At 39.9% G+C, this 19,843-nt stretch carries 15 protein-coding genes, 2 tRNA genes and 1 riboswitch; of the genes, 16 read left to right on the top strand and 1 reads right to left on the bottom strand.

Translation table 11 applies throughout. From position 1 onward, the window contains the following. Nucleotides 1-292 precede the first annotated feature (292 nt). The 16 genes from C4S54_RS04480 (at nucleotide 293) to C4S54_RS04405 (ending at nucleotide 18,417) form a co-directional block, all read left to right on the top strand. Nucleotides 293-1,648, top strand: coding sequence for a flagellar hook protein FlgE (locus C4S54_RS04480; RefSeq protein WP_160110677.1), 1,356 nt, complete (start codon nucleotides 293-295; stop codon nucleotides 1,646-1,648). Nucleotides 1,649-1,867: 219 nt separating this feature from the next. Next, a riboswitch (cyclic di-GMP riboswitch) is annotated at nucleotides 1,868-1,957 on the top strand. Between the two features lie 248 nt (nucleotides 1,958-2,205). Then, nucleotides 2,206-2,778 carry a hypothetical protein gene (locus C4S54_RS04475; RefSeq protein ID WP_103868468.1) on the top strand — a complete coding sequence of 191 codons (573 nt, stop codon included), beginning with the start codon at nucleotides 2,206-2,208 and terminating at the stop codon, nucleotides 2,776-2,778. A gap of 13 nt (nucleotides 2,779-2,791) precedes the next feature. Beyond that, nucleotides 2,792-3,370 (top strand): signal peptidase I, encoded by a 579-nt coding sequence (gene lepB / locus C4S54_RS04470; protein ID WP_103868467.1) that lies wholly within the window; start codon nucleotides 2,792-2,794, stop codon nucleotides 3,368-3,370. 39 nt (nucleotides 3,371-3,409) lie between these two features. Next, nucleotides 3,410-8,548, top strand: a complete 5,139-nt coding sequence (locus C4S54_RS04465) for a SpaA isopeptide-forming pilin-related protein (RefSeq protein WP_103868466.1) — start codon at nucleotides 3,410-3,412, stop codon at nucleotides 8,546-8,548. An 89-nt stretch (nucleotides 8,549-8,637) separates the two neighbouring features. Continuing rightward, nucleotides 8,638-10,152, top strand: a complete 1,515-nt coding sequence (locus tag C4S54_RS04460; RefSeq protein WP_103868687.1) for a SpaH/EbpB family LPXTG-anchored major pilin — start codon at nucleotides 8,638-8,640, stop codon at nucleotides 10,150-10,152. Nucleotides 10,153-10,261: 109 nt separating this feature from the next. Continuing rightward, nucleotides 10,262-11,122: a class C sortase gene (locus C4S54_RS04455; protein WP_103868465.1), complete on the top strand. Its 861-nt coding sequence runs from the start codon at nucleotides 10,262-10,264 to the stop codon at nucleotides 11,120-11,122. 9 nt (nucleotides 11,123-11,131) lie between these two features. Further along, nucleotides 11,132-12,280, top strand: coding sequence for a Cna B-type domain-containing protein (locus C4S54_RS04450; protein WP_103868464.1), 1,149 nt, complete (start codon nucleotides 11,132-11,134; stop codon nucleotides 12,278-12,280). A 180-nt stretch (nucleotides 12,281-12,460) separates the two neighbouring features. Then, nucleotides 12,461-12,709, top strand: coding sequence for a TIGR03905 family TSCPD domain-containing protein (locus C4S54_RS04445; protein WP_103868463.1), 249 nt, complete (start codon nucleotides 12,461-12,463; stop codon nucleotides 12,707-12,709). Continuing rightward, nucleotides 12,702-13,346, top strand: coding sequence for a sortase (locus C4S54_RS04440; protein WP_103868462.1), 645 nt, complete (start codon nucleotides 12,702-12,704; stop codon nucleotides 13,344-13,346). The genes C4S54_RS04445 and C4S54_RS04440 overlap by 8 nt, the downstream gene beginning before the upstream one ends. A 165-nt stretch (nucleotides 13,347-13,511) precedes the next feature. Beyond that, nucleotides 13,512-14,285, top strand: a complete 774-nt coding sequence (locus C4S54_RS04435; RefSeq protein WP_103868461.1) for an adaptor protein MecA — start codon at nucleotides 13,512-13,514, stop codon at nucleotides 14,283-14,285. 38 nt (nucleotides 14,286-14,323) lie between these two features. Further along, nucleotides 14,324-15,166, top strand: coding sequence for an arginase family protein (locus tag C4S54_RS04430; protein ID WP_103868460.1), 843 nt, complete (start codon nucleotides 14,324-14,326; stop codon nucleotides 15,164-15,166). A 62-nt stretch (nucleotides 15,167-15,228) separates the two neighbouring features. Next, the gene (locus C4S54_RS04425; protein ID WP_103868459.1) at nucleotides 15,229-15,561 is read left to right on the top strand and encodes a hypothetical protein; all 333 of its coding nucleotides are present in this window, start codon (nucleotides 15,229-15,231) and stop codon (nucleotides 15,559-15,561) included. A gap of 82 nt (nucleotides 15,562-15,643) precedes the next feature. Further along, nucleotides 15,644-15,726 (top strand) — tRNA-Leu (locus C4S54_RS04420). A 49-nt stretch (nucleotides 15,727-15,775) separates the two neighbouring features. Further along, a tRNA-Leu gene (locus C4S54_RS04415) sits at nucleotides 15,776-15,860 on the top strand. A 394-nt stretch (nucleotides 15,861-16,254) separates the two neighbouring features. Then, nucleotides 16,255-17,277, top strand: coding sequence for a helix-turn-helix domain-containing protein (locus C4S54_RS04410; RefSeq protein ID WP_103868458.1), 1,023 nt, complete (start codon nucleotides 16,255-16,257; stop codon nucleotides 17,275-17,277). Between the two features lie 363 nt (nucleotides 17,278-17,640). Further along, on the top strand, nucleotides 17,641-18,417 hold the full coding sequence (locus C4S54_RS04405; protein WP_103868457.1) for an ORF6N domain-containing protein: 777 nt from the start codon (nucleotides 17,641-17,643) through the stop codon (nucleotides 18,415-18,417). Here the strand turns inward: C4S54_RS04405 and C4S54_RS04400 are convergent. Beyond that, nucleotides 18,409-19,743: an MATE family efflux transporter gene (locus C4S54_RS04400; protein WP_103868456.1), complete on the bottom strand. Its 1,335-nt coding sequence runs from the start codon at nucleotides 19,741-19,743 to the stop codon at nucleotides 18,409-18,411. The genes C4S54_RS04405 and C4S54_RS04400 overlap by 9 nt on opposite strands. Between the last annotated feature and the right edge of the window lie 100 nt (nucleotides 19,744-19,843).

The following is a 19,843-nucleotide window of genomic DNA, read 5'->3' as shown; positions in this document are numbered from 1 at the left end:
TGTAATCTCCATGCCTTTTTAATCAGCAAACTATAGAGCGATTTACTGTTACCGACTATTATACATTACTTATTAGATGGTGCAAAAGAAAATTGTAATTACTTTAATTTTTGTTTAAAAAATTTCAAAAAGACTAAATATTTTTTAATCATTCTCCGATATATGACATGACAAATAATATTTTGATTTTCTTTTGGCAAGGAAAGCCTCTTTTCTGGTAGAACACGGATGTTTAAGAAAGTGGAAAATCATTTAAACAATGTACAAAGCTTCCAATGGAGGTGCGTGTTCTATGATGAGATCTATGTGGTCTGGTGTTGCCGGACTTAAAACCCACCAGTTAGAAATGGATGTCATTGGTAACAATATTGCCAATGTTAACTCAACTTCATATAAATCACAGGCTACAGGTTTTTCGGATGTTCTTTATCAGACAATAAAACCCGGAACCGGAGCGGGCGACAACATAGCGACAACTAATGCTGCCCAGGTTGGTTTTGGAGCCAAGATGAGCTCTATCCTAACTAATATCACAAAGCAGGGTTCAGCTGTTCTGACAGATAATGTATTGGATCTTATGATTACAGGAGATTCGTTTTTTTGCATAGATCCGGATATTTCTGATGCGGAAGTGAATTTTTCAAGAGATGGATCTTTTACTATTGATGCGAACGGTGACCTTGTAACTCAGAACAGCGGTTACTATGTTATGGGCGTCATGGGGGATGTAACAATTGGTGATAATCCAACTCTTACTAACATCAAGGTCATAAACAGAAATACTGAGCGAATAAGCTATGATGCACAGGGCAATCAGGTAACTTACCAGGTTGACGCTATGCCTGGTGCAGCAACTACAGCTGCTTATTTTAAAGGTAACATTGACAGCGATGATCCCAATCTGGAAAACGGAAAGACTCTTACAATAGAGACCTATGGAAGTGATGGAAAGGTCTATACTTTAAAATTTAACCTGACAAGTGATGAGAACGACGATGAAACCTTCAAACTTACCTTGTCTTCTGTGCTTGATGAAAACTCCAAAAAAGTTGCTTTTGATACAGCAACTGAAATTGAGCTTGAATATGATGCTCATTCCGGAAAACTTCTTTTTATAAATGGTCTGCCTACAGAGTCAGTCAATTTTACAATTACAGGTGACGCATCAGTTGTGGGACCTTTGAATATTGATTTTTCAAGTACATCCAACTATGCAGGTGATGCTTGGTCACATTCATCTTCAATCTATGGCTATAAAGGTGATAAAGAGGGACAGAATATGGGATATCCGGAAGGTGAGCTTGTAGGAATCTCTTTTGGTACTGATGGATCTGTATTTGGAAGATACTCAAACGGACAGACTGTAAAAAAAGCTCAGATAGTTGTAGCAGAGTTTAATAATGCCATGGGCCTTGAGAAGGTTGGTGATAATCTTTATGCAGCTTCACTTAACTCGGGTGTTCCTATGTATATGGATATTACAAGTGATGGCGGCTATATGTCATCGGGAGTTTTGGAAGGCAGTAATGTTGACCTAGCAAAAGAGTTTACGGATATGATCACAACTCAGCGTGGTTTCCAGGCAAATAGTAAGGTAATAACCACATCTGATGAGATGCTGCAGATACTAAAATCGTTAAAACGTTAATATTTCATGGAAACTATTAAGAAGGAAACGAGAAAAATCTAAAAAAAATATAAAATTTTGTTTCATAGAGCTGGAGCGGTTTCCAGCTCTTTTTAAATGGAAACTGTGAAAAATGTATGAAAAAACTGTTGTAAAAATGTGTGCTATGTTGTATATTCAACATTACAAGGGATTCAGACATCATAGTTTGGTACTTAAAAAACAGAATTTTTGTTAAGTATGATACAAGGGCAAAACCGCTGAAAAGTGGTGACGCAAAGCTAAAGGGTCTAAATCACATAGGTATGTGACAGACAGCCAGTTGCTGGTGCATATTTTAAGCACTAATGGTGACCGGACTGTGTAAAACAGACGGTCTATTTATTTGCAGTAATTACGGTACATATAAGTTCAGGGAAGAACCCCTGGATGCAGGTGGCATCAGGGTGTACATGGAAGTAATTTCAGCGACTGGTCATTTAGTATTGCAACTGCCTTGTCATAAATTTTGAAAAGGTATTTTGCGACACGGTGAAGTCGCAACATACCTTATTTTTTTACCCTGAATAAGGAGAAGTATGTCAGATATAAATTTAAAGAAACTCTCCAGAGCAGATCTTTTGGAGATGATGATCACCTACTCTGAGGAGGCGGAAGCCGCCAAAAAGCATGAGCAGGAATATAAGGAAGAATTAGATAAAGAGAAACTGCAGCTTCAGCGTGATTTTGCTGAAGAGAGAGCTAAAATGCTCAATAATTTTGAAGAAGAAAAAGCTCAGATGAGAGCTAAGTTTGGTGAACAGAAGGCTCAGATGCAGGAGAAGTTCGAAAAAGATATGGCAGGTCTAAAGAACAGACTCACCAGAGAGAAAGCAGAACTTCAAAAGCAGGTTGATGATGCTCTTATGAAGATAGACAATTCACAGTCTCTTGCTGAAGCATCCATCCAGCTTGGAGGCATCATGGAAGCAGCCCAGAAGTCGGCTGATCTGTATGTGGAAACCCTTAAAAAGAATGCAAGTGCTGAATATCAGCAGCTTATGCAGGAAATTGAAGAATCCCGTAAGAAGATAAAACTTATGGAAAAACAGGCAGAAAAGAAATACGGACCTCTTAGAGAAGTTACAGAAAAAGAGGAAAAGGCGTGTTAATTAGAGAAAGCTGATGAGTGAAGTAAAGGATTATAAACCCTCTATAGAGGAATTAAAGAAGGAACTTAAGAGGGAAAACAGTAAAAAGGAATATCGTACAGTACTTAGGAATACGCTTTTTGTAGTCGTTGTTGTTGCTGCCTTGGCTGTACTTATTTCCAGCTTTTTTATCACCGTTCTTAAGATAAACGGTGATTCAATGACTCCGACTCTTGATACAGGCCAGATAGTTATAGCCCAGAACAGTTCGGGCTTTGAACCGGGAGAACTTATAGCATTTTATTATAACAACAAAGTCCTGGTAAAAAGAGTAATCGGGTCACCTGGAGACTGGATAAATATTGACAGCGACGGAAATGTTTCTGTTAACGGGGAGGTTCTTGACGAAGGTTATATTACTGACAAAAGTCTTGAACCAACAGATATTTCATTTCCGTATCAGGTGCCTGAAAACAGGTATTTTGTGTTAGGGGATCACAGAAGTGCATCGATAGATTCAAGAAGTAGCGTGGTGGGATGCGTTACTAAAGAGCAGCTTATTGGGAAAGTGATATTTAGGGTCTATCCATTTAATGTATTTGGAGGACTTTGATAACGGTAACTTTCAATTGACTTCGATTGAGGTAAAAGAATGCGAGGGGAGACTGAAAATCGCGCAGAAAAGTACATAAGAAATCACAAGAACCGAAAAAAGTGGTTAGCCTTTGTTCTTTGTCTTTCTCTTTTTACAGGAACGGCTACGCTTTATGGCCTTAATAAGCCTGCTACTGCAATGACTGAAGAAGGTGCAGGGCAGGTTGGACTTGTTATGGAAACTGCTGATAATGAGTTTGAGCAGGGGCTTATAGAGCAGATGCAAAAAGAAGATGAGGAGAGCGGGGAGGGTTCCGTATCATTAGAGAATGAAGAGGGCACTGCAGAAGAGACTTCTAATGAAGAGTCTGGTAATGCTACCCCTGAAACAGTTTCTGAAAACGGCAATGAGATTCAGGAAGAGGAAAACTCTCCGGAAGCTGGTGCTGCAGCTGCAACGAGCAGCGAGGCTTCAAATGCAGCATCATCAGAGGATGAATCAGGCATATCTTCAAGTGCTTCATCAGCATCTACAGTGAAGGATTCTGCAAGTGAGGCATCAGGTATGGCTTCTTCCGGAAGCTCTTTGGATGCTGAAAAGTCAACTAGCCTTTCTTCAGGGAAGGCAGCATTAGATATTCCTGAGTCTGTAGATCTTTTGGAATACGTCACAGAGACGATCATTGAGCGTAAAAATGCCGATGGTGAATGGGAAGTTATTGACAAGGATGATATAAAGCCTGCTGATAAGCTTAGAATAACCTTTAATTATGTTCTGCCAAAAGAGGCGGTTGTTAGTGATGATATCCACCTTGAGATTCCTGAAGAGTTTGGAACAGCAGAGACGGATACTGCAGAACTTGATGATGGTAAGGGAAGCTATGAGGTCACTGAAGATAATCAGCTTATAATCCAGTATAGTGACGAAGTAAAAGAAGAAATAATTAGTGAAGCCGGAGAGAGTGAAGAAGAAAATAGCGATGAAGCTACTTCTCTTATAGGGAGAATAGATAGTTTTTTTGACCTCTTTTCACTTACAGCATATGCAGCTGACAGTACATCTGGATCAGCAACTGTATACACAACAGTAGCGGGAATGACTATCACTGGTGTTACTTTAGTTAAAAATCCTGATGAAAAAGGCAGTGGAAGTTCAAAAACATACAGCGGCGGAACACCCATAAGCAGCGGTGCAGAAGTAACTGCAGGTGACAAGCTGTATTTTACTATTGAGTATACTCTTGCCAAGAATACAGTAAGTGCAGAAAATCCAACAATTACTTATGATCTTGCTGAACATGGGATAGAAGTTTATGAAGCAATATCAGGTATGGTTTATAACTCAGAAAATGAAGCTGTTGGTACATTTTCGGTTGAAAAAAGCGGCCTTGTGACTATCACCTATTATCCTGAATTTGCTGCCAAGAACAGTACGCAGGAAATCGAAGGCGATTTTTATTTTGTCGAAATGGCAAATGCCAATAGTGATAGTGAAAAGACATATAAAGAGTATGTTTTTGATGATGACTTAAAAATATACATCTATATTGTAAAAGGCGATAGCTATGACCTGACACTTGAGAAAAAAGCTTCAAGTTATGATGAAACAAATAAAACTATAGATTATACAATTGTTATCTCATCCAATAATGGAACAGGTACCTCAGGCATTACTCTTACGGATGTCCTGACTGTATATAACAATAGTTTGACTGATAAGAATCTGAATTCCGGATTGACGAGTGATATCAATCTGAAAAACCAGCTGAAGAAGATTAAGATAACAAAGAGTGATGGCACTAATATAGCTTCCGGAAATGCGGTAAGTGTTGGAACTGATGGAACAGCCACAATCAGTCTCCCTGATCTTGGTAAAGGTGAGAGCTATACAATCACATATACATTTAATGTGCCAGATTCTGTAGCGGGAACCGATACGCCTGTTAAAGTAAATAACTCTGTAAAGGCTGTATTTGATGAGGAAAAGAACAGGTCATATACGGTAGAAACTGATATTAATGGTAATGTTCCAAATATCGATAAGTATGGAACAGCAGATACAGCCAATAAGACTGTTACCTGGACTATCAAACTTAATTCGCTGGGTAATAACTTAAATGGTTATACACTAAAAGACTTTGTTCATACATTGGCTGAAAATGGTTGGGAAGATGTCTCAACACCTTACGTTGGAAAAATAAAGGTTTCCAGTGTTTCAACGCCAAGTGGTAAAACGGCCTCTTTAAAAGTTGGCCAAGAGATCAGTCTTGATGAAAATGGATATAAGTTTACATCGGATGATTATAGTACATATGAATTTACTTATACTTATACCTACACTGTTTTTGACCTCAAATGGGGGAGTCTTGTCAATGAAGCGAGTATCACCAGGGAATTGAATGGTAAAACCTATGGAGATGACAAGACAGCAAGTGTATATACAGGTGACAATACAAAGGTAGTAGAGAAAAAAGCTGACGGCATAGATAATGCTACTGATGATGCATCCACAGTACTTGTTAAATGGAATGTTACAATACATGCTCCAATAAAATGTAATGAAGGAAATAACAATTCTGAGTACTGGTCATTTACGGATGCTATTCAGGATAGTAATGAGTATCTATCAGAGTCTCAGCTGTCAGACCTTGAAGCTGCTATAAGACAGGCTGGATATAGCGGAAACATATCTGTGAAGAATGGCGAAGAAGTAACTGTTGGAGGAGTATCAGGATATAAGGGCTTTGTGATCAGGTTCTATTCAGACCTTACAACTGATCTGGAATTTACATACAATACAACAGGCTACATAGGAGAGGGTAATAATACTACATCCTTTCAGAATTATGCATATGTGAGAAGTCAAAGCTATTCTTCTACAGATACACAAAACTATGAACCGATAATTGCCAAATACGATGGAAAAGGTACGCATTCTGATTCAGCTTATGATTATTACTCTGAAGATCTTTTGGAATCCGGAATACTTACCTGGCGTATTAAGATAAATATTCCTGAGATTTGCAATTATGAAACTCTTACGGCAACAGATACATTGCCTGACGGAGTGAGCCTTATAGACAGTTATACATATAAGGAAACTGACTATTACGGACTTGAGATAGCAGATAATGACAGCTTCAACGGTGCAGTAGCTTTTTCAGGTGGAAGTGCAACGTATTTAAATACTTCTTTCTATGAGAGCATAGATGGTCAAAATGTCAAAGTTACATTTAGCCCTTCTAATCTGCAAGGGAAAACGCTTTACCTCAGAGTAAGAGCAAAAATCGATGATCCTGACTGGACAAGTGCGACAAATGGCATAAGGACATTTACAAACAGCGTATCCTTGAAAAATGAAGGTGGAAATGAACTGGGAGGCGATTCACAGACTCAGAACATTACCAAGACAGAGACTGCTCTGGAAAAAACATCAAACAGTAACTTACTTGATGCAAAAGATACAATTGAGTACACACTGGAGGTTAATGAAAATGCCGCTGACCTGTTGGAAGGCAGCGACGAGCTTACACTCACTGATACATTGCGGGCCAAGTCACAGTCTTCATTTGGAGCAACGCTTGTTGCGGGACATATAAAAGTATATGAAGTTATAACTGATTCCGCAGGAAATGAAACATTGTCGGAGCTTTCTACTGATGAGTATTCCTATTCTGTGGGAAGTTATGAGACAAAGGCTTCTTATTGGGATAATTCAGGGCAGGACGATGGATATTATCTTTATAACACTATTGAATTCAAGATTCCTGATAAAAAGCATCTGCGAATAGTGTACAGGTATACCTTCAATAGTGATAGTTCCGGTCAGGTGTCGATTTTAGCAAGTAATAAGGCTACTTTAAAAGGCATTGCGGAAGACAAAGGCTCGTCTGATTCCGAAAAAACTATCATATTGGAAGAGGCTGGAGCAAAAGCCGATGTTCATGGAATAAACATCTATAAGGTTGACAATGAAAACAATGCAATTGTCTTAGGTGGAGCAGAATTTGCCCTCTATAAATGGACAGGATCTTCGTGGCAGAGAATCATATATGATTCCTCATCAGCGACATGGAAAGATTCAGCAAATAATGCAGCTTCTGAATATATATCTGGGGAAGATGGTCTGGTAGCTTTACAGCACCTTACCTACAATCAGGCTTACAAGCTGGTAGAGACTAAGGCACCTAAAGGATATCTTTTAAAGAGTACTCCACTTTACTTCTATATGCCATCTGCAGATACTACGACTTATTCAATGAACCTGCCTTCAGGAAATGAGTACACTGGCGGAAACGAAATAGTAGCTATAAGCCAGGGAACAGATTATAACTTTACTAATACCAAGACTACTACGTCAATCACTATAAATAAGTATTGGGAAAATGAAGATGAGACCATGCCTGATAGTATTACTGTAAAGTTAGGGCGTAGGACAGGAGCTGAAACTTCTGAAATAAGCGAGAACTATTGGACACTTAATGTTGATCATCGTAGCGCAGGAAATAATGTTACGGAGTATAAAGGATATCCTTCCGTAAAGGATGGCTCTAAAGTTACGGTTAGCTTTACCGCTTCGTATGATTATTATCATAACTTTGTGAGTCCGCTGTATGTGAAAGTGAATGATTCAGAAATTGATCTGAGTACTATTCCAAGTGATGGGACAACTCTTTCATACACGTTTACTATTCATCAGGATACAACTGTATTGATAAAAGATAATTGGAATGTGAATTATTCCGTTAATGTTGAAATCGAATCACCGACTACTGCTTCATCTTCTGACGAGAATGAATCAGCAGTATCCATTGATGAAAAGAGTTTCATGACCCTGACTCTTACCAAGTCAGGCAAGTGGACAACGACAATTGATAATCTGGAAAGATATTATTACGTATATGATGATGACGGAAATATAATCGACAGATACTTATGGCTCTATTACGTTTCGGAAGTAAACAATGTGTATTACACAGCGGAATATACTGATGAATGTAAGACCGGTATCAATTCAGGAACTTTAGAGTTTACCAATAAGCGTAATGAGCTTGTTCCGACTACCTTGCCAGAAACAGGGGGTATAGGTGAAAGAACGGTTGAAATGGCGGGATTTGGACTCGTATTGATATCCCTTGCGGGAATGACATTAACACTTACGAGGCGAAAGAAAAAGGCCCATTTTGGGAGCAGTTAAGGGTTTTTGATGCGAAAGCATTTTAAACAGGTGCCATTGGCACAAAATACATTTAAGAAATAACACAAGATTCAAAGGAGAGGACACAAATGAAAGGACTAAAGAAACTACTAACAGGCGTGCTGGCAGCGACAATGATCATGAGTGCTAGCATCAGCGTATGCGCAGCTGAAACAGTCACTAGGGCAGATGGAGTAACAGGAGCTGCTACAATCACAGTAAAAAACACACATGCAAATGAAACTTATAAAATTTATAAGGTCTTTGATGCTACAACAGATGGAACTAACATAAGCTATAAGCTTGTGTCAGGAAAGACGGAAGCTCCAGCTGGATTTGAGGTTGATACAGCAGGAAATGTTCTTTACACAGCCAATAAAGATAAAACAGGTGATGCTGTTAGTAAAGAACTTACACAAGCTGATATTGAAGCTATTAAGGCTTACGTTACAGATGCTGATCTAGTTGCAACAGTCGTTGAAGATGCAGAAAATACTGATAAAGCTTTTACAGTATCAAATCTTCCTTACGGATACTATTTCATTCAGACAACAACTGGTGCTCTTGTAACAGTTAATAGCACAAATCCTAATGCAGAAGTAGCTGATAAGAACGGAACAACAACTACAGATAAGAAGGTTGAAGAAGATTCAACAGGAGACTTCGGTGACAAAGATGATGCTGATATCGGACAGACTGTAAACTTCAAGAGTACAATAACTGTACAGCCTGGTGTTAGAGGACTTAAGTTTGAAGATGAAATGACAAAATCTCTTGACCTTGTTAAGGGTTCTGTAAAGGTTGATACGTTAACAGAGGGCTATACAGTCAATTATGTTGATAATGATAATCAGCATTTCAACATTACATTTGATGATGATGCCATTGCAGCACTTGCTAAAGATACTGTTATTACAATTACTTACAGCGCAGTACTTAATGAAAATGCTGTTATTGGAATTCCTACAGGTGATGATTCAAACGCTTTCGGAGCTGGTAATGACAACAAATCCCGCATAACATACGACAATCATCCAGATTTAGGGTGGGATTGGACAAGAACATACACATACAAGCTTGATATTGTTAAGAATGATGGCAACGGAACAAAGCTTGCAGGAGCAGAGTTTGAACTTTCACTTAACACTAAGGATGCTAAAGCAATAAAAGTTGTAGATCTTGGAAATGGTGAGTACAGAGTTGCTACAGCAAGTGATGAGACAACTACAACAACTCTTGTTACACCATCCGATGAAGAGCATAAGGGTCTTATAAAGATTACAGGTCTTGATGCTGATCAGTACAAGCTTACAGAGACAAAGGCTCCTGAGGGATATAACCTCCTTACAGCACCTATTACATTTACAATTACATCTAAGACTGCAACTGAGCAGGGTGATGACAATAATCACCAGGCAGTAAACGTAGTTGGATATGAAGAAAATGGAGCGCCATTTACAGCACTTACAGTTGAAAATACAGCTGGTTCAATTCTTCCTTCAACAGGTGGAATGGGTACAACAATTTTCTATGTACTTGGTGTTGTACTTATAGTTGCAGGGGCTGCGTACTTTATCGTTCGCAGAAAGCAGAACGCTGAATAATTTACGGGGTATGAAAAAGTTTATATATATTTGAATCTTGTTAGTTTCAGTCTTCAGGGGGAATGGATTCCCCCTGAAGAAAAAAACAAGTAAATGAGTCAGGTAATAGATGAAAAAAAATAAAGGACTGAAAAGTCAGCTCCCCAACATTATATTTGGGTTGATCTTTATAGTGGGTGTTGCGATTTTTCTTTATCCCTCAATAAGTAACTATATCAATACAAAACACCAGAGCAGAGTTGTGGCAAGCTATGATGAAGCACTGGCCAATCTTACTACAGAAGATTATTCTTCTTACTGGAAGGCTGCAAAAGAGTTTAATGAGAGACTTGCTAAGGCGCAGTCGAGTTCTTTTTTAACATTGGACGGTGAACTTAAGGCTAAATACTATGACACCCTTGATCCGACAGGAACGGGAGTTATAGGAACTATAGAAATAGAAAATATTGGAGTGAGACTTCCGATATATCACGGAACTGAAGAAACAGTTTTACAGATGGGAATAGGACACCTTGAAGGGTCTTCATTTCCAACAGGTACAACAAGTACCCACTGTATTTTATCGGGGCACAGAGGACTTCCTTCGGCAAAACTTTTTACAGATCTTGATCAGATGATCGTTGGAGATACATTTTTACTACATATCCTGGATCAGACCTTTGCTTATCAGGTTGATAACATAAGCATAGTTTTACCGGAAGATACCGGAGGACTGGGAATAGTAGATGGAGAAGAATACGTCACGCTGGTGACTTGTACGCCTTATGGTGTAAATACTCACAGGCTCCTTGTAAGAGCAAAGCGTGTTGATTATAATGAAGAAACAAAACTTATCGTACCGGCAGATGCAACAAGGTACGGAACACTTATGATAGCGCCTTTTATTGGAGCGCCAATGCTGCTTATTGCATTTATAGTATTTATGGTAATGACCAGAAAACCTAAGGCAAAAAAAGTAGCAAAAAATTGAGGTTGAAGGATGAAAAAACTGACACGAAATCTTAACAGAATAGTGATGTTTGTGGCTGTTTTATTATTGATGCTTGGAAGTTTTTCTTTTCCTGTTCAAGCAAGGAACCTTATCGATATGAGCTGGCAGGATAAGGGGCAGATGACTTTGCAGTTTAAGTTTGATGACAAGCTCCTTGAAGGCATGGAGGTTGATGCATATCTGGTGGCAGATATCAGTGAAAATGGTGAGTTTACACTGATAGATGAGCTTAAAGATCAGCCTGTGACCAATCTTAACGGCATTACAGATCAGAGCCAGTGGGATGTAATAATTGATACCATTGAGCCTTACGTATACAGTCATATGAGTGTTACTGCACATGCAGTTTCTGACGTAAATGGAGAAGCGTTTTTTGATGGGCTTCACCTGGGACTTTACATGATAAGGACAGAAGCTTTATATGATCCAGTAGAGGCTTGTACCTATGCAGTTGATACATTTTTGATCTCAGTACCAACAACGGATGCAAATGACACCTGGGTTAACCCTGTATACGCACCTGTGTTAAGAGCTAAGTGCTCTCAGGAATATCCAAAGACCTATGAAATAAGAAAGGTTTGGAAAGATACAGATAATGAGGATAAGCGCCCTCCATATATAAGTGTTGATCTTTACAGAGATGGAGAAAAGGTTCAGACAGTTGAGCTCAGTGCGTCAAATAACTGGTTCTATTCCTGGTCTGATATGGATTACAGGGGGGAGTCAGGAGAGGTTACAGCTCACGATTGGACCATAAAAGAGAATATCAGCAGTGACTCTCCTTATACGGTAAGTACAAGCGAAAGCTCATATAATGGTGAAAGCAGCAAGGTGATTCTTTTTACTCTGGAAAACACGTATAATGAGCCGGAGACACCACCTGAAACTCCACCTGAGACTCCGCCGGAAACACCTGATACGCCAGATGAGGATACACCAACAGAAGACACACCGGAAACACCTGGAATACCTGATCTTCCGGAAGTTTTAGGAGCTTTTAGAAATCTTCCTGCAGTACTTGGTGCAAGAAGACTTCCACAGACAGGTCAGCTTTGGTGGCCACTTCCTATATTGCTGATAGCAGGAGCCCTGTTTATTATCAAGGGAATCAGGGCAAACAGGAAGAATGCCGGTTGACAGATAGGGCAGCCGGATTTAGTATGTGTATGTGATCAATGTTGATTGCACCTTGTGGTCAGCCACAGGGTGCAATTTTGTATATTAAAATATATATTTGTTACTGATCACGTGGTTTTAACAAATGTATAAAAGGCTGAAGTTTGATATAATAAAGTTAGAGAAAAGAGGTAAGAGATAATGGTTTACAAGACAAAAGGCACATGCTCAACACAGATTGATATAGAGCTTAACGGAGACACAATAGGTGCAGTGAAATTTACAAATGGATGCAACGGCAACCTGCAGGGAATTTCCAAGCTTGTAGAAGGAATGAAGTGCGAGGATGCCATAGCAAAGCTTCGTGGCATTAAGTGTGGTTTTAAAAATACATCATGCCCCGATCAGCTTTCTTATGCGATTGAAGAGGCAATGAGGCAGAATGCATAAAGATCATATTGGTCATAAGTATATTTTGATCGGTACTGCTCTTATTTTTATAGCAGTTTTTTTACTAAAACATAATCTTGATGAATCGTCTGAGGCAGGCACAGCCTCCGATGAAATGCTTGAGGGCGTCATTGAACAGATGCCGGGCACGGTATTGGAGAATTTATCCGGGGAAATGCCTGTTGTTGATGTGGACGGACATAGCTTTGTGGGTACACTTGAGATTCCTTCTTTGGAGCTTCTTTTACCTGTGCAGAGTTCCTGGAGTCAGGAGGATGCCAAGTATGCTGTCTGCAGATATGAAGGCAGCATGTACGACGATGACCTTATCATAGCTGGGCACAATTACACTGAGCATTTTGGTAAATTGAGCGAGCTCACTTCCGGTGACGTGGTAATTGTTACTGATATGAACGGCATGAGTAAGTACTATGAGGTCACCAATATGGAGACTCTGGGAGCTTATGACGTTGAGAAAATGGAAGCAGGAGACTGGGATCTGACTCTTTTTACCTGTACACTTGGAGGCGCGAACCGCGTGACAATAAGGTGCGAGTTCGTTGGAAAGTATAGCGAGACGGGCACTACACCTGACGTACTTGATGCCGCAGAAAAGAGTAAGCACATCAGGAAATAAGTACTAACACTTTAGTTTTCACGCATGATAGCCGATAATCTTACTGTAATATTATAGAGTGTTAATAGAAATTTTAGCACTCTCACCTAGACAGTGCTAATCCTGAGATATATAATTACAGTACAAAAATGGAGAAATGTATCCAAGGAGAGGAGATGATGCGTAATGATTATAGTAAAAATGAATGCAACCACAGTAGAATGCAGTATTGCGGCATCAGAACTTCATGAAATTGGGCTTACTCCTGAGGCAGTTATAGAAGGTGCAGAAAACACTACTTCGTTTTTTGCACAACTCAACAGGGAAGTTGGGGCGCAGCTCGATTATGACCCGGAGACTGAGGTCATGATGATGAGCAAAAACATGATGATGGATGGAAGTGTGCGCATCTTCGCAGTTAAGATGAGCAATGAAGATATTCAGAAAGCAACAGACCGTATTCGTGGAGCAGCCGATACTATCCTTAAAATGCTGACTCAGGAAAAGGTGGACGACATCAAAGCCAAAACCGGCAAGGAAAAAGGTGTTGCGCTTAATGAAGTTATCACAAATGTAACAGATACTATCAATAGAATATATGGCAAGGATGATTTTGATCCGACGGCTATGGAGCAGGCTACTACAAGTTATCAGCCGCTTTCAGAGTATGCAAGATACATGATGGAGTTTGATAATTTTGATGAAGTGAAGAGATTTGCCAAGGTTGTTCAGAGACTTCCGATTGTTGACTCGAGTTTGTATAAATATGAGGATCGCTATTATCTTATTGCAGGGCTTATGTCCGCCAATGAGAGCATTATCTATGACATGAGAAGAGCTGGAGTTGAGTATTCTCAGATGCTCACTGTAAATGCTCCGGAAGCTATGGTTGTAGAGGAGCACGGCGAAAGCCTTATTGCAGATGATGCGGTCGTACATCTGGCTGATCTTGCAAGATGACTTGATATGTGGAGTGTCTGAAGATATAAGGACTTGATATGAAGGCAGAATTTTCGGTATTTAATTTTTCAGGTATTTATGATGAAGAGAGCTTTTATCGAGTAGATAAAGGCTCTTCATTTTGTGGAAAAGTCCTGGATTTAAAAGACATTTCGGGGACAAACTGCCTGTGCGATGATGCTGCTAAGGCGGCTATCAAAGAGGCAATCATTGATGCGGAGCGCGGAGAAAACACGGTTAATCTGCATGCATTTGCCAATGGAATTCATTTCATTGATTCAGGGAACTATCATTATATGTCAGCTCTTTTGCTGGATATGGTAAAAGAGCCTTTTTCGCTTGTGGTTCTGGATCATCACCCCGACATGCAGCCCTCAATGTTTGGAGATATCCTCTCCTGTGGGAGTTGGGTAAAAAATGTACTTGATACAAATGCGAATGTGCGGGATGTGCATGTGATAGGGGCGGATAGAAAGCTTATTGATGAGCTTGATGAGGCGGATAGATGCCGAGTGCACTTCTATGACAGGGAAGATGTGATCCTGGATTTGGGTAATGGGAGTGACGACGCCGGTAGTGTTAGAGTTAGGCTTCCTGAGACGGAGTATCCGGTTTATCTTTCGATTGATAAGGATGTGATCAGGACAGATTATCTTAGAACCAACTGGGACCAGGGCGAATTTACGGCCTTGGAAGTGTTGGAGTTTACGAAGGCTCTTTTGACAGGGAAAGAAGTGATGGGCGTTGATATCTGTGGTGAATGCGCTCCAGACCAGGAAGGAATTGATCTTGAAAAGGCGATAGCTCAAAATGATCAGTTTAATCGGGATATTCTTGAGTTGTTAGCTGTAAACAATAGTGTAAATATAAACGAAATATAGTATAATATTCCTAGACTCTCCTTTGGGAGCGGACTTATTGGTATTAACATCATGGAGGAAATATGGAAAAGAGATTCAGAGATTATTTAAGACACCTTGAAAAGCTTGATTTTGAAGTGCTTTCTGAGGATGAGGTATTTTCAGAAAGAGAGGGAATAGTAATGCAGGCAACCGTCCTTCACCAGGAACTGATGAGGACACTCACTGCGATCATAGGCTTTCTTACCTGCGCCAGCATTTTCCTTGCAGTTGGATTTGTGAATTTCTTTTTTGTAAGCTTTATATGCGCAGCAGTATTTGCAGTGGCTGCAGCAGCTTGTGCACTGCACTATAAGGATATTTCCGATGTTATGAAGAAAATGTATTTTTACATAGATAAGTTGACGAGGCTTTGAAAATTGTGAAAAAAATCTAAAATAATGTGTTAAAAAGCCTTGACAGTGTGGCTGAAAGTGAGTATCATTAACTACGTTGCACGCAGGAGTGGCGGAATGGCAGACGCGCATGGTTCAGGTCCATGTGTTGGCAACAACATGAGGGTTCAAGTCCCTTCTCCTGCACTAGATTTTATCTAGTGCAATTGAAGCGGTTTGTACATATATAGAAAATGCGGAAGTGTCGGAATTGGCAGACGAGCAAGACTAAGGATCTTGTGACTGGTTATGTCGTGTGGGTTCAAGTCCCATCTTCCGCACGAAACAAAAGGATCAACTCGAATGAGTTGGTCCTTTTATTTTGTGCGGAAGGGGACTCTCACCCAGCAGCTTCGCTGCGTGGGTTCAGGGATTCACACTAGACTCGGAAGGACCTCGTCAAGTGTTCACCCATGGCTCGCACTAGGCTCGAAAATACCTCGCCAAGTGCTCTGCTCAAAGTCCCATCTCGTCAATTCTGTCGCAGTTCCATCTTCCTTGGTAGGATCGCACAGCTGAAATGGAACTAGGGGACGGATGACGTGGAGAACGTGGAGAATGCCTAAAAAACAACCAATGGTTTCATAAAACCAACTAATTTGAAATTGATAGTTGTACGAATGATACATATAATGAACTTACATGATCATGAATACAACAATCGGAGGCGGTTTTATGAAAACAATAGGAATGAAAATTAAAGACCTGAGGCGCTCCAAGGGGTTCTCCCAGTCGGATGTTGCTAAGAAACTTGGAGTGACCAGTCAGGCGGTCAGTAAATGGGAGACAGACAGTTCCCTCCCGGAGATGACCATGCTCCCGGATATCGCATCGCTCTTTGGAGTACAGATCGATGATCTGTTTGAATACTCCACTGAGAAACACTACGAGAGTATCGCGAAGAAAATTGAATATGGAAAAGTGCTGTCAAATGCAGAGTTCGAGAATGAGGAAAGCTTCCTTCTTGGCGAAACGGAAGCGGATTCGACGAATCATGACGCAATCTCTCTGCTGGCAGATCTTTATCGCTATCAGGCAGAGAATCTGAAGAAAAAGGCAGTACGCTGTGCAAAAAAGGCGCTGGAACTACGCCCCAACGAAAAGGGCGATATCAACAATATCTGCTTCGGCAGCGATGGAAAGCTCTTTGACTGGGATGCGGCAAATCATCATGAACTGATCGAGGACCTGTATAAGATCCTGAGGGCTGAACCAAAGAATATTCGGATCTACTTCTATCTGCTGGACAATCTGATTGATGACGGCAGACTTCGGGAGGCAAGAGAAGTTCTGAAGGAGTCCGTTCAAAAGAACCCTAACACTTTGAATGACTTCTATGTTGTGTTCATCGAGGAATATGAAAACGGATTTGAAGCAACAAAAGAAGCATATCGAAAGCTGGTAGAAAAATATCCGGAAGACTGGAGCGTATTATTTTCCGTGGCCAATACCTTTTCCCATCATGAAGAGTATGAAGAGGCAATCCGGTATTGGCAGATGACATTTGATTGTATGCCTAAGCCTCGCTACACGGATCCCTATGCATCCATGGCACTTTGTTGTATCCGTATGGGAGATAAGAAACGGGCCGCAGACTATTACAAGAAACAGATCGAACTTCTTCGAACGGACTGGAATACGAAATACTCCGCAGAAATAGACCGTTTGCAGGACAAGATTGAGCAGTTGCAGGCATAATGAGCCGTAAAAAATAGACTGACAACTGGCGGGGCGCTTCTCAATGGAGCGCCTCGCCTATTATTTTTACAGAGCTTTCCGTACCGGAAAATTAATTTTTGTCTACTGGACAATCGTTATCCTTTGCGCCCATTATATCTATATATCTTTGCACCGATAGCTCATAAATAGATTTCCTAGTGCAATAATCCAAAAAGTATGATAGAATGATTTCGAACATCAGTTCTGAAAGGCGGACAAGAATATGCCGTCTCTTAAAGCATACAGTTATATAAGTGATACAAAACTTGCTATCCAAAATTCGGATAGCAAGTTATAAGCGAAAATAGATATAAATGTAATATGTTACAGAGAGGTTTGCCAATGACGAAAAAGAATGAGATTCTACTCTTGGATGATAGAGATTTGGAAGAAAAGGTATATATTGTTCGTGGAGTGCAGGTAATGCTTGACTTTGAGCTTGCTGAAATATATGGGTACACAACAAGTAAGCTTAACGAGCAGGTTAAGAATAATAAGGAGCGCTTTGTGGGAGAGGAGTTCATGTTCCAGCTTACTGCTGAGGAATTTCGTAATTTGAAATCCAAAAATCGGATAGCAAGTTGGGGTGGAAGAAGAATTCCGCCACATGCATTTACAGAACAGGGTGTCTATCTTCTTATGACGGTATTGAAGGGTGAACTTGCAGTAGAACAAAGCAGGAAATTAGTGTGGCTGTTTAAGAAGATGAAGGACCACATCATTGAGAATAAAACTATGATTTCAGGACAAAATCTTTTAACGATAGCTGCCATGACTGAGGAACACTCGCAAGCCATTAAAAGAATTGAATCTGAAATGGTCAGAAAAAGTGATCTTTCTGATTTTATGAAGCTTTTTAACAATGATTTAAATGATGAGGAAGTATTAATACTAGATGGGGAACCATTTAAAGCTGATGTTGCATATCAGAAGATTTATAGCAAAGCGAAAAAAAGTATTATTGATAACGCCACTAATAACATGAAGCTGTACCATTGTGGTGCTTCAAGTAAGGATGCAGGTAAAAGGATTACTACAATCTCAAGGATTATGGAAGTAGATGTCTACAAGAGCTCGATTCAGCAATTATTAGCTAATCCTGTACTGATTTTAAAATGAGATATGTGCCATTTTTTTATAGTAGATAAAAAATGAAATTGCATTAAGAGCCAATGCACCTACCCATGCCACTGCATCAGCTATAGCTGTGGCATTAAATCCTATACCATGCAACAGAAGTATTATCACTGCAATTCTGAGTGCCATTTCTGCGAATCCTGACATCATTGGAATAAAAGGGTATCCCATTCCCTGAACTGCGCTTCTGAATATAAAAAGCAGATTAAGAAGAATCAGAAAGATACCGCATTTACGCAGATACCCGGATGCAAGCAAAATTGTATCGTCAGCATTAAGCATAAAGCCAGCTAACTGCTGTGGCATAAACAACATAATGCTACCGAGCAAAATATAGGATACAAAGGCTATTCCGATACCTACCTTGACACCGCCCATTATGCGCTTTGGCAATTTTGCACCAAAATTCTGACTGACAAAGGCAGAAACGGCAAATCCTGCTGTAAGTGCCGGGAGCATGAACAGGTTAAGATATCTGGTGCACACTGAATATGCAGAAGTGAATGTAACACCATATTTGTTTACAAATCCCTGAACCACCATACTTCCTATGGCAGTTATTGAATTCATCAGAGCCATGCCGGCTCCATTTTTCATCAACAGGAAAGACATTTTTGCATCGGGATGAAAATCAAAAGGTGTAATGCTCGCTTCCGGCAAATGACGAATCTTTTCAAAACAGATCATTGCAGAAATTGCCTGGGCAAAAACTGTAGCTGCAGCTGCGCCACCAACTCCTGTATGGAAAATGAATATCAAAATATAGTCCAGTACAATGTTGACGCCTGAAGAGACTATGATAGCAATGAAAGGCGTCCGGCTGTCACCAAGTGATCTTAGAATTCCGGAAAAGAGATTATAAGCAATTGTAACGATCAGACCAGCGAAAATGATGTAGCCATAAGTCAGACATTCATTAAGGATTACTATGTCTGTATGCATTAGCAGAACAATCGGTTTAAGAATAATACATCCTACGATTGTCAACATAATCGCAATTATGCCAGATAGCTCTATGGACATTGCGATAGCTTTTTTCAGATCTTTCTTATCATCGGACCCATAGTGTTGTCCGATAATCACAGCAAATCCATTAGTTATTCCCATTGAGAAACCTATTATGAAAAAGGATAAAGAAGCGAGGTTTCCAACAGCACCTAGAGCGTTGTCACCGATTCCTTTTCCAACTATTGCAGTATCGGCAACGGAATAGATCTGCTGAAGAAGGTTTGTCAGTAGCATAGGGAAGAAAAAGCCTAGAAATTTGGAAGATACACTTCCAGTTGTAAGATCATTCTTGTTACCCATCGTAATCACCTCTGTCACAATGTATCAGCTTATCAGAATTCCTTATATTAAAAAACATACTTTTATATCAAAAAAGTGATATAACAATGTAAAGACATTT

The organism is Butyrivibrio sp. Su6, from assembly GCF_900108105.1.
GTDB lineage: Bacteria > Bacillota > Clostridia > Lachnospirales > Lachnospiraceae > Butyrivibrio.
The sequence above is the reverse complement of the archived record's forward strand: the minus strand, read 5'-3'. Positions and strand labels throughout refer to the sequence as shown.

Coding starts and splice junctions, on each gene's coding strand:
- C4S54_RS04460 (WP_103868687.1), top strand. CDS start 8,638: ATGAAAGGACTAAAGAAACTACTAACAGGCGTGCTGGCAGCGACAATG.
- C4S54_RS04405 (WP_103868457.1), top strand. CDS start 17,641: ATGACGAAAAAGAATGAGATTCTACTCTTGGATGATAGAGATTTGGAA.
- C4S54_RS04480 (WP_160110677.1), top strand. CDS start 293: ATGATGAGATCTATGTGGTCTGGTGTTGCCGGACTTAAAACCCACCAG.
- C4S54_RS04425 (WP_103868459.1), top strand. CDS start 15,229: ATGGAAAAGAGATTCAGAGATTATTTAAGACACCTTGAAAAGCTTGAT.
- C4S54_RS04430 (WP_103868460.1), top strand. CDS start 14,324: ATGAAGGCAGAATTTTCGGTATTTAATTTTTCAGGTATTTATGATGAA.
- C4S54_RS04455 (WP_103868465.1), top strand. CDS start 10,262: ATGAAAAAAAATAAAGGACTGAAAAGTCAGCTCCCCAACATTATATTT.
- C4S54_RS04435 (WP_103868461.1), top strand. CDS start 13,512: ATGATTATAGTAAAAATGAATGCAACCACAGTAGAATGCAGTATTGCG.
- C4S54_RS04465 (WP_103868466.1), top strand. CDS start 3,410: ATGCGAGGGGAGACTGAAAATCGCGCAGAAAAGTACATAAGAAATCAC.
- C4S54_RS04410 (WP_103868458.1), top strand. CDS start 16,255: ATGAAAACAATAGGAATGAAAATTAAAGACCTGAGGCGCTCCAAGGGG.
- C4S54_RS04475 (WP_103868468.1), top strand. CDS start 2,206: ATGTCAGATATAAATTTAAAGAAACTCTCCAGAGCAGATCTTTTGGAG.
- C4S54_RS04400 (WP_103868456.1), bottom strand. CDS start 19,743: ATGGGTAACAAGAATGATCTTACAACTGGAAGTGTATCTTCCAAATTT.
- C4S54_RS04440 (WP_103868462.1), top strand. CDS start 12,702: ATGCATAAAGATCATATTGGTCATAAGTATATTTTGATCGGTACTGCT.
- C4S54_RS04450 (WP_103868464.1), top strand. CDS start 11,132: ATGAAAAAACTGACACGAAATCTTAACAGAATAGTGATGTTTGTGGCT.
- C4S54_RS04445 (WP_103868463.1), top strand. CDS start 12,461: ATGGTTTACAAGACAAAAGGCACATGCTCAACACAGATTGATATAGAG.
- lepB (WP_103868467.1), top strand. CDS start 2,792: ATGAGTGAAGTAAAGGATTATAAACCCTCTATAGAGGAATTAAAGAAG.